We start from the raw sequence: 9238 nt of genomic DNA, 5'->3' as shown, positions 1-9238 counted from the left end.
TCTCTCGCCGGTGCCCGCCGGGGCCCACGCTGGGTGCCACCGTCAGTCCCACTCGAGGCCGCCGCGGCGCCACTCGTAGACGAACGGGACGGTGATGAGCGCGAGGAACGCGAGCATCGCCACCAGCCCGAACGTCGCGAGCGTCGCGAAGTCGACGGCCCACGGGTAGAGGAAGACGACCTCGATGTCGAAGACGATGAACGTCATCGCGACGAGGTAGTACTTGATCGGGAAGCGCCCGCCGCCGACGGCGTGGGGCGTGGGCTCGATGCCGCACTCGTAGGCGTCGAGCTTGGCGCGGTTGTACCGCTTGGGGCCGATGACCGCGCTCGCGGCGACGCCGCCGAGCGCGAGCACGGCGGCCACGCCCATGAGGACGAGCAGCGGGACGTACGGGTTGGTCATCGTCGACTCCTCGAGTGGGGGCTCGGGACGGGTCTCCCCGGACGGCGTCGTCCGGGTCCGCGGTCAGGTGGTGCGAGTGCCGGCGCTGCGTGGTGCGCGGGTGCCGGCCCACCTCGTGGGCTCATGACGATGGCACCACCCTGGTCAGCCCGGCGATGACGCGGTCGACCCAGTCGCCGCCGCGGGGCTCGTAGCAGTCCGACAGGAGCTTGAGGACGAACCGCATGACGACCGGGCGCGGGAGCCCGTAGCGCGTGCAGATCCGCATGATCTCGGGGTGCTCGATGAGCTTCACGAAGTACCGGCCGAGCGTGTAGTAGCCGCCGAGCTCGCGCCGCATGAGGCGCGGGTACGTCTGCAGCGCACGCTCGCGCCCCGCGTCGGTGAGGCGCACGCGGGACTGGGCCACGACGTCGGCCGCGGCCCGCCCGGCCTGCATCGCGTACGCGATGCCCTCGCCGTTGAACGGGCTCACCATGCCGCCCGAGTCCCCGACGAGCAGCACGCCGCGCGTGTACAGCGGCGTGCGGTTGAAGCCCATGGGCAGCGCCGCGCCGCGCACCGGGGCGAGCCGGTTCTCCTCCGTGAACTCCCACTCGGCGGGCGCGTTGCGCATCCAGGTGGCGAACAGGTCCTTGTAGTCGACGTTCGCCGCGGACTGGCGCGCGGGCGTCGAGCTGACCGAGCCGAGGCCGACGTTCGCCGTGCCGTCGCCGAGCGAGAAGATCCAGCCGTAGCCCGGCAGGAGGTTCGACTCGCGGGGCTTGCCGTCCCACAGCTCGAGGTGGGACTCCATCCACGGGTCGTCGTGGCGGGGCGTGCGGAAGTAGGTGCGGACGGCGACGCCGATCGGGCGGTCCTCGCGCCGCGCGAGGCCGAGGGCGAGGGCGAAGCGGGACGAGACGCCGTCGGCCGCGATGACGACGGGCGCCCGGTAGGTGACCTCGTCCCCGGCGCGCCGGCCCTTCTCGTCCACGGGGCGCGCCGTGACGCCGACGACGCGGCCCGTGCGCTCGTCGAGGACGGGACCGGTGACGGCGGTGCGCTCGAGCAGCTTGGCTCCGGTGCGCTGCGCGTGCTCGGCGAGCGTGCGGTCGAACGAGTGGCGCGCGCGGGCCATGCCGTAGCTGGGGTACGACGCGAGGTCCGGCCACGCGAGCTCCCACGAGCGGCCGCTCGCGACGACGCGCAGCCCGCGGTTGCGGATCCAGCCGTCCTCGGCGCGCGTGGGGACGCCCATGCGCACGAGCTCGGCGACCGCGCGCGGCGTGAGGCCGTCGCCGCAGATCTTGTCGCGCGGGAAGGCGGACTTCTCGAGGAGGAGGACGCTCAGGCCCGCGGCGGCGCAGTAGTGGGCGGCCGCGGAACCGGCCGGGCCGGCGCCCACGACGATCACGTCGGCGTCGTCGAGCCTCGCGCCCACCGTGCCCACCTCGCCGTCCCGTCGTCGGAGTCCTCGTGCGATGCTCCACCGTGGCCCGGCTCGGGACACGGTGCATCCACTGTCCTTGTGAAGTCGGTCACAATGGACACCGCCACTCTAGTCACTCCGGACGGGAGATGTGTAGCAAGGCGACCCTTCCCTGGGAGATCCTGTGACGAAGGTCCTGGCGCCCGGCGACGACCGGCCCTGGGGACGAGGACTCGCGGGCAAGGGGGCCGGCGCCGCGATGGCCTAGCCTCCCGCGCGTCCGCGCCCGCCCGGGTCGCCGTCGTCCCAGGTCAGCGCCGCGCACGCGCGCCGACGCGGCCGCGTGCCGCCGGGGTCGCCGAGAAGGCCCCGCGCGGCACGCGCGGGGCCGTGGACCTGGCGTCCCGTCAGGCCGGGCGCACGCCCCGGTGCAGCGCGACGATCCCGCCGGAGAGGTTGCGGTAGGCGACCTTCTCCCAGCCCGCGCGGAGCAGGAGACGGCCCAGGCCCTCCTGGTCCGGCCACGCGGCGATCGACTCGGCGAGGTACTGGTACGACCCGCCCTCGCGGGTCACCGCGGAGGCGATGCGCGGCAGCGCCTGGACCAGGTACTCCTGGTACAGGACGCGGAACGGCGCCCACGTGGGGGTCGAGAACTCGCAGATGACCACGCGCCCGCCCGGTCGCACGACCCGCAGCATCTCGCGCAGCGCGCCCTCGGTGTCGACGACGTTGCGCAGCCCGAACGAGATCGTCACCGCGTCGAACGTGCCGTCCGCGAACGGGAGCCGCGTCGCGTCCCCGGCGACGAACGGGAGGTCCGGCCGACGCTCCTTGCCGACCTGGAGCATGCCGAGGGAGAAGTCGCACGGGACGACGCGCACGCCGTCGTCGGCGAACGGCTCCGAGGACGTGCCGGTCCCCGCCGCGAGGTCGAGCACCTTCTCGCCCGGGAGCGCGCCGATCGCGCGGACCGTCGCCCGGCGCCACGCGCGGTCCTGCCCGAGCGACAGGATGTCGTTGGTCAGGTCGTACCGGGAGGCGATCCCGTCGAACATCGACGCGACCTCGGAGGGCTTCTTGTCCAGGTTGGCACGGGGCATGCCGCCCATGCTTCCACGTCCCCGCGCCCGGGGTCGCACCGTCGCGGCTTACGCTGGGAGGCGATGAGCGCAGAACCGTCGGCCACCGCCGCACAGCCCCACCCGCTGGTCGTGAGGACCACCCGGATCCCCGACCTGCCCGGCGGTCTCGACGCCCTCGTCGACCTCCTGCCCGACACGCGACCCCTCGCGTGGGTGCGCCGCGGCGACGGGATCGTCGGCTGGGGCGAGGCGCTGCGGCTCGAGACGTGGGGCCCGGGCCGGTTCGCCGACGCCGAGGCCGCGTGGCACGAGACGCTCGCGCGCGCGGTCGTGCGCGACGAGGTGGGCCTGCCCGGCACGGGCCCCGTCGCGTTCGGCTCGTTCGCGTTCGACGACTCCGCGCCGGGCGACGACGCGCACGACCCGGTCCGGGCCGGCGGGGTCCTCGTCGTGCCGCGCGTCGTCGTCGGGCGGCGTGACGGGCACGCGTGGCTCACGACCGTCGACACCGCCGGCTCGCTGTCCTCCTCCCCCACGGACGCCCTGCGCCGCACGCCGCGCGAGCCCGTGCGCGCGCCCGGCGAGGTGGCCTGGCACGACGGCGCGCTCGGCGCCGACGACTGGGCCGCCGTCGTCGCGGAGGGCGTCGAGCGCATCCGCTCGGGCGCGCTGGAGAAGGTGGTGCTCGCGCGCGACGTCGTCGCCCACACGAGCGAGCCCGTGGACCCGCGCTGGCTGCTCGCCCGCCTCGCGTCGGCCTACGAGGCGTGCTGGACGTTCTCGGTCGACGGGCTGGTCGGCGCGACCCCCGAGCTGCTCGTCCGCAGCGAGAAGGGACTCGTGACGTCCCGCGTGCTCGCGGGCACGATCCGTCGCGGCGGCCTGTCCGACGACGAGGCGCTCCTGCGGGCCGCGCAGCTCGCCCGGTCGTCGAAGGACCTGGAGGAGCACGAGTACGCCGTCCGGTCGGTCGCGCAGGCGCTCGCCCCGTTCTGCTCGTCGATGAACGTCCCCGACTCGCCGTTCGTGCTGCACCTGCCGAACGTCATGCACCTCGCGTCCGACGTGACGGCCGTCCTCGCGCGCGGCGCGAGCGCGCCCGGCGCGTCGGGCGGCGCCGCGGCCGGGCCGACGAGCCTCGCGCTCGCCGCCGCGCTGCACCCGTCCGCGGCGGTCTGCGGGACGCCGACCGTCGTCGCGCGCGACCTCATCCGCGAGATCGAGGGCATGGACCGCGGCCGGTACGCCGGGCCCGTCGGGTGGCTCGGCGCCGACGGCGACGGCGAGTGGGGCATCGCGCTGCGCTCGGCCGAGCTGTCGGGCACCGACCCGCGCTCCGTGCGGCTCTTCGCCGGGTGCGGGATCGTCGCGGCGTCCGACCCGGCGGCCGAGGTCGCCGAGTCCGAGGCGAAGCTCGAGCCGATGCGCTACGCGCTCGGCGACGCCTGACGCCCCACCGCCCCGCGCCCCGACCCCGGCGGAAGACCCCCGGCGGAAGGACCCCGGCGAGAGACCCCCGGACGACGACGAGCGGCCGGCACGGAGATCCGTGCCGGCCGCTCGGTGCGGTGGGCCGCCGGGGCGGGGACGTCCCCGACGGCCCACCGACCCGCCACGGTCGGAGGAGGTGGCGGGACGGGGTGCGGCGCCGGGTCAGCCCTGGCCGCCGAAGAACCAGTCGAACGGGTTCGGGACGTTGCCGGGGTCGGTCGGGTCGCCCTGCTGGCCCTGGTCGCCGCCCTGCTGGCCACCCTGGTCGCCCTGGCCGGGGAGCTGGCCCTGGCCGTCCTGGCCGGGCTGCCGGCCCTGGCCGTCCTGCGACCCCTGGCCGGTGGTCTCGTCGTCCGCCGGGCGCGTCGCGAAGGTGATGTCGAGCTCGAGCGTCTTGCCGTCGCGCACGACGGTGAGCTTCGACTCGGCACCCGCCGCCCGCTCGCGCACGAACGCCGTGAGCGACTCCGCACCGCCGACCGGGTGGCCGTCGATGGCGACGATGACGTCGCCCGAGCGGATGCCCGCGTCGGCGGCCGGCGAGCCGTCGGTCACCTCCTGGACCTCGGCGCCGCGGCGCGTGACGCCGTCGGCCGTCGCGGTCGCGTCGGCGAGCGTCACGCCGAGGAACGCGTGCTCCGCGGTCCCGTTGTCGACGAGCTGCTGACCGATCGTCTTGGCGAGGTTCACCGGGATGGCGAACCCGAGACCGATCGAGCCGGACTGCCCGCCGCCGCTCGAGAGCGTCGCGATCGACGACGTGATGCCGATGACGCGGCCCTGCGCGTCGAACAGCGGACCGCCCGAGTTCCCGGGGTTGATCGCGGCGTCGATCTGGATCGCGTTGGTGACGACGGACGTGCCGCCCCCCTCGCCCGACGCGGACACCGGGCGGTCGACGGCCGACACGATGCCGGTCGTGGCCGTGTTCGCGAGGCCGAGCGGGTTGCCCACCGCGAGGACCGACTCGCCGACGGTCACGTCGTCGGAGTCGCCCAGCGTCGCGGGCTGGAGGTCGTCCGGGGCGTCGACGAGCTGCACGACGGCGAGGTCCGTCGCCGGGTCGAGCCCGACGATCTTCGCGTCGAACAGGCGGCCGTCGCTGAGCGTGACCTGGACCGTGTCGTTCTCGGCGCCGGACACCACGTGGTTGTTCGTCACCACGTGGCCCTTGTCGTCGATGATGACGCCCGAGCCCTCGGCCCCGCCCTGCGAGGTCTGGACCTGGATCGCCACGACCGACGGCGCGACGGCCTTCGTCACGGCCTCCCAGTCGGGGTTCTGCGACGACGAGTCGGCGACAGGCGCGGCCGACGTCTCGTGCTGCTGGCCGACGTCGGCGAGCGACGCGGAGTCCCGGTCGGCGCCGAACGCGCCGGTGAGCCCGGCGGTGCCGACGCTCGCGAGGAGCGCGGCGGCGGCCGCGGCGCTGACGACCGGCACCCAGGTGCGGCGGCGCTGCGGGGCGCCGCCCTCCCCGACGGTGGCCGGCGCGGGCGGTGCGGGCGGCGGGCCGAAGCTGCCGGACGGCGTGTGGGCGCCGGGCGCGCCCTGCGCGGGGCGCGCGTACGGGTTGGCCGGCGCCGCGGCGGGCGTCTGCCCCGCGGGCGCCGCGCCGTGGCTCGTCGGGGCGGGCTGCGGCGTCGTGAGGTGCTGAACGGGGTGCGGCGGGAGCGGCTGCGTCGGGTGGCCGGTCGGGTGCGCCGACGGCTGGACCGGTGCCTGCTCGCCCGAGGTCGCGGCCGGCAGCGGCTGCGTGGCGTCGGGCGTCGGGGTGGGGGTGGGCTCGGTGCCCGGGGTGTTCGTCATGGTGGGCCTCCTTCTTCTGCCCACTACTTCACACCGCCGCGCTTGAACGACGCTTGAACGAACCTGGGAGTCCGCTGCGAGTTTTCGCGCCCCTCAGCCGCCCGAGGACAGCGCCGCGCGCACGGCCGCCCGGACGTCGTCCGCGAGGCGCAGGCCCTCGCGACGACGGTCCGCGCGCCCGACGCGCACCTCCAGGACCTGCACGCCGTGGCTCGGCGCCGCGAGGGCGTGGCGCAGCGAGGGGACGTCCTGGACGAGCTGGTGGTCCACCCCGAACCCCGCGCACAGCGGCGCGAGGTGCGCGCCGTGCGGCGTCGCGAAGACACGCTCGAACGTGCGGCGCGCGCCCGCGGACGACTCGCCCAGCGCCCCGGGCTCGAGCCCCGCGAAGATCGCGCCGCCGTCGTCGTTCACGACGACGAGCTGCAGGTCGGCGTGCGGCTCGTCCGGTCCGCGCAGGAGCCCGCCGACGTCGTGGAGGAAGGTGAGGTCGCCGAGCAGCGCGCGCGTGCGCCGGTGGCCCCGGCCCGTCGCGAGGGCCGCGCCGAGCGCCGTCGACACGGTGCCGTCGATGCCCGCGAGCCCGCGGTTGGCGAGCACGCGCGGCCCGGGCCCGTCGAGGCCGAGCACGAGGCCCAGGTCGCGGACCGGGCTCGACGACCCGACGACGAGCAGGTCGTCCGGGCCGCCCGCCGCGGCGACCGCGCGCGCGACGCTCGGGCCGTCCGTCCGGGTCCCGTCGGTCGCCACCGCGACGACGTCCGCCGCCGCGGCCGACGCCGCCCGCCACCGCTCGGCCCAGCCCGTGGCGGGCGCGGGGTCGAGCCAGCCCGCGGGCACGACAGGGAGCACCGTCGAGGCGTTGCGTGCGGCGTCGGGCCAGGGCCGTGCGCCCGGCGCCACGACCGTCACCGCGACGTCACCCCGGCCGAGCAGCCGCTGCACCGGCCGCGAGAGCGTGGGCCGCCCCAGCACGACGACGTGCTCCACGTCGTCCACGAGCGCGTCGACCCCGAGCACGAGCGGGTGGGCGACGACGAGGCGCGGGCCGCCCGCCGCCCCCGACGACGGCTCGGCGAGCAGCGGCCAGCCGCGCGCCTCGGCGAGGTCGCGCGCGACGGGCCCTGCGCCGTCGCCCGCGACGACGACCGTCCGCTCGCCGGGGGCCGGCATCGCGACGGGCGCGACGGGCGTGCCGAGCGGCTCGGTGACGTCGCCCGGCGCGACGGCGGTCGGCACGGCCGCGGGGGCGGCCGGCACCACGACGATCGGGCGGACGCCGCGGGGGTCCGGGCCGACGGCCGCGGGAGCGCCGAGCGCAGCGGGCCCAGCGTCGGGAGGGGTGCCGGGCAGCCCGGCGGGCACGAGCGGCTCGCGGTACGCGAGGTCGAGGTGCACCGGGCCGGGGTGACCCGACCGCGCGCCGACCGCCTCGGCGAGCGCGCGCGCCGTGACGGCGAGGAGGTCACGGACCTCGCCCGGACGGCCGTCGGGCGCCGGGACGTCCGCGGCGAACCGTGTCGCGGGGCCGAAGATCCCGGCCTGGTGGGTGGTCTGGTTCGCGCCCGTGCCGCGCAGCTCGTGCGGCCGGTCGGCGGTGAGGAGCACGAGCGGGACGCCCGTGTGGTGCGCCTCGAGGACCGCGGGGTGCAGGTTCGCGACGGCCGTGCCGGACGTCGTGACGACCGCGACGGGCCGGGGCAGCGCGACGCCGCCGCGCACGAGCGGCCCCGCGCCGCGCGAGAGCCCGACGGCGAGGAACCCGGCCGCACGCTCGTCGACGCGCACGTGCAGCGTGAGGCGGCCGAGGTCGGCCGCGGCCGCGAGCGCGTACGCGAGCGGGGCGCTGCGCGACCCGGGGGCGAGCACGACGTCCGCGACGCCCTCGAGCGCGAGGCGGTGCACGAGCGCGAACGCGCTGCGCACCGCGGGCGGCTGGGCGTCCAGGCCGTCGAGCAGCGGGTCGACGGCGGCGCTCATCGTGCCCCTCCCGCGAGCGCGAGGCCGGCGACGCGCTCGAGCCGCGCCCGCCACCGCCGGTCGGTGCCCGCGTCGGGCGCGGTCGCCGCGAGCGCCGCCGCGCTCGGCGCGGGGCGGGCCACGGGCAGGGCCCCGTCGACGGGCACGAGCGGCTCGGCCACGACGTCGGCGGCGAACAGGTTCACGGTCGCGAGGCCGCACGCGTAGGGCAGCGCGGGGAGCGCGGCGGCGAGAGCGACGCCCGCGGCGATGCCGACCGACGACTCGAGCGCCGACGACACGACCACGGGCAGGCGCACCTGCTCGGCGAGGTCGAGGCACGCGCGCACGCCGCCGAGCGGCTGCACCTTGAGCACCACGACGTCGGCCGCGTCCGCGCGCACGACGGCGAGCGGGTCCTCGGCGCGCCGGATCGACTCGTCCGCGGCGACGGGCACGGCGGTGTCGCCCCGCTGGCCGCGCCGCACGGCCGCGAGACCGGCGACGTCGGGGCACGGCTGCTCGACGTACTCGAGACCGCCCGCGGCGCGGTCGAGGTGCGGGAGGCGGCGCAGCGCCTCGTCGGGGTCCCAGGCGCCGTTCGCGTCGACGCGCACCCGACCGCCCGGGCCGAGCGCGTCGCGCACGGCCTCGAGGCGCGCGACCTCGGCGTCGAGGGGTTCGAGCGCGCCGTCGGGCCCGCGCTGCGCGACCTTGACCTTGGCGGTGCGGCACCCGCCGGACGCGGTGACGAGCTCCCGGGCGCGGTCCGGCCCGACCGCGGGGACGGTCACGTTCACGGGGACCCGGTCACGGACGGGGGCGGGCCAGCCGTCGTCGGCCGCCTCGCGCGCGGCGCGCAGCCAGGCCGCGGACTCGGCGTCGTCGTAGTCCCAGAAGGGCGAGAACTCGCCCCAGCCGGCGTCCCCGCGCAGGAGGACGCCGTCGCGCGCGTCGAGCCCGCGGAACCGGGTGGTGAGTCGGGTGCGGTAGACGACGGCGCGGGAGTCGGGCACGCGCCCAGGCTATGCCACGCGTCGTCGTCGGCCCGCGGCCCGGGCGCGGCGCACGGGCACGG

7 protein-coding genes are annotated in these 9238 nt (G+C 77.1%); 1 reads left to right on the top strand and 6 read right to left on the bottom strand.

Translation table 11 applies throughout. The features are described from left to right. Positions 1 to 42: 42 nt before the first annotated feature. The 3 genes from ABIE39_RS04715 to ABIE39_RS04705 form a co-directional block, all read right to left on the bottom strand. On the bottom strand, positions 43 to 405 hold the full coding sequence (locus ABIE39_RS04715; protein ID WP_021481795.1) for an NADH-quinone oxidoreductase subunit A: 363 nt from the start codon (positions 403 to 405) through the stop codon (positions 43 to 45). Between the two features lie 121 nt (positions 406 to 526). After that, complete coding sequence (locus ABIE39_RS04710; RefSeq protein ID WP_244985474.1) at positions 527 to 1828, bottom strand: geranylgeranyl reductase family protein; 1302 nt, start codon at positions 1826 to 1828, stop codon at positions 527 to 529. A 395-nt stretch (positions 1829 to 2223) separates the two neighbouring features. After that, positions 2224 to 2919, bottom strand: coding sequence for a demethylmenaquinone methyltransferase (locus ABIE39_RS04705; protein WP_108050269.1), 696 nt, complete (start codon positions 2917 to 2919; stop codon positions 2224 to 2226). A 63-nt stretch (positions 2920 to 2982) separates the two neighbouring features. Between ABIE39_RS04705 and ABIE39_RS04700 the strand changes: the two genes are divergently transcribed. Further along, positions 2983 to 4350, top strand: a complete 1368-nt coding sequence (locus ABIE39_RS04700; RefSeq protein ID WP_209827078.1) for an isochorismate synthase — start codon at positions 2983 to 2985, stop codon at positions 4348 to 4350. A 204-nt stretch (positions 4351 to 4554) separates the two neighbouring features. On the opposite strand, the gene ABIE39_RS04695 is transcribed toward ABIE39_RS04700, so the two are convergent. The 3 genes from ABIE39_RS04695 to ABIE39_RS04685 form a co-directional block, all read right to left on the bottom strand. After that, positions 4555 to 6201, bottom strand: coding sequence for a S1C family serine protease (locus tag ABIE39_RS04695; RefSeq protein ID WP_354050647.1), 1647 nt, complete (start codon positions 6199 to 6201; stop codon positions 4555 to 4557). 93 nt (positions 6202 to 6294) lie between these two features. Next, positions 6295 to 8181: a 2-succinyl-5-enolpyruvyl-6-hydroxy-3-cyclohexene-1-carboxylic-acid synthase gene (menD, locus tag ABIE39_RS04690; protein WP_354050645.1), complete on the bottom strand. Its 1887-nt coding sequence runs from the start codon at positions 8179 to 8181 to the stop codon at positions 6295 to 6297. Then, on the bottom strand, positions 8178 to 9176 hold the full coding sequence (locus ABIE39_RS04685) for an o-succinylbenzoate synthase (protein ID WP_354050643.1): 999 nt from the start codon (positions 9174 to 9176) through the stop codon (positions 8178 to 8180). The genes menD and ABIE39_RS04685 overlap by 4 nt, the downstream gene beginning before the upstream one ends. Positions 9177 to 9238 lie beyond the last annotated feature (62 nt).

The sequence above is a fragment of the Cellulosimicrobium sp. 4261 genome (assembly GCF_040546915.1).
GTDB lineage: Bacteria > Actinomycetota > Actinomycetes > Actinomycetales > Cellulomonadaceae > Cellulosimicrobium > Cellulosimicrobium cinnabarinum.
This window is presented reverse-complemented; position numbering and strand designations above follow the sequence as displayed.

What these genes read in the sequence shown, in the direction of transcription:
- ABIE39_RS04715 (WP_021481795.1), bottom strand. Translation starts at nt 405, where the DNA reads ATGACCAACCCGTACGTCCCGCTGCTCGTCCTCATGGGCGTGGCCGCC.
- ABIE39_RS04705 (WP_108050269.1), bottom strand. Translation starts at nt 2,919, where the DNA reads ATGCCCCGTGCCAACCTGGACAAGAAGCCCTCCGAGGTCGCGTCGATG.
- ABIE39_RS04700 (WP_209827078.1), top strand. Translation starts at nt 2,983, where the DNA reads ATGAGCGCAGAACCGTCGGCCACCGCCGCACAGCCCCACCCGCTGGTC.
- ABIE39_RS04695 (WP_354050647.1), bottom strand. Translation starts at nt 6,201, where the DNA reads ATGACGAACACCCCGGGCACCGAGCCCACCCCCACCCCGACGCCCGAC.
- menD (WP_354050645.1), bottom strand. Translation starts at nt 8,181, where the DNA reads ATGAGCGCCGCCGTCGACCCGCTGCTCGACGGCCTGGACGCCCAGCCG.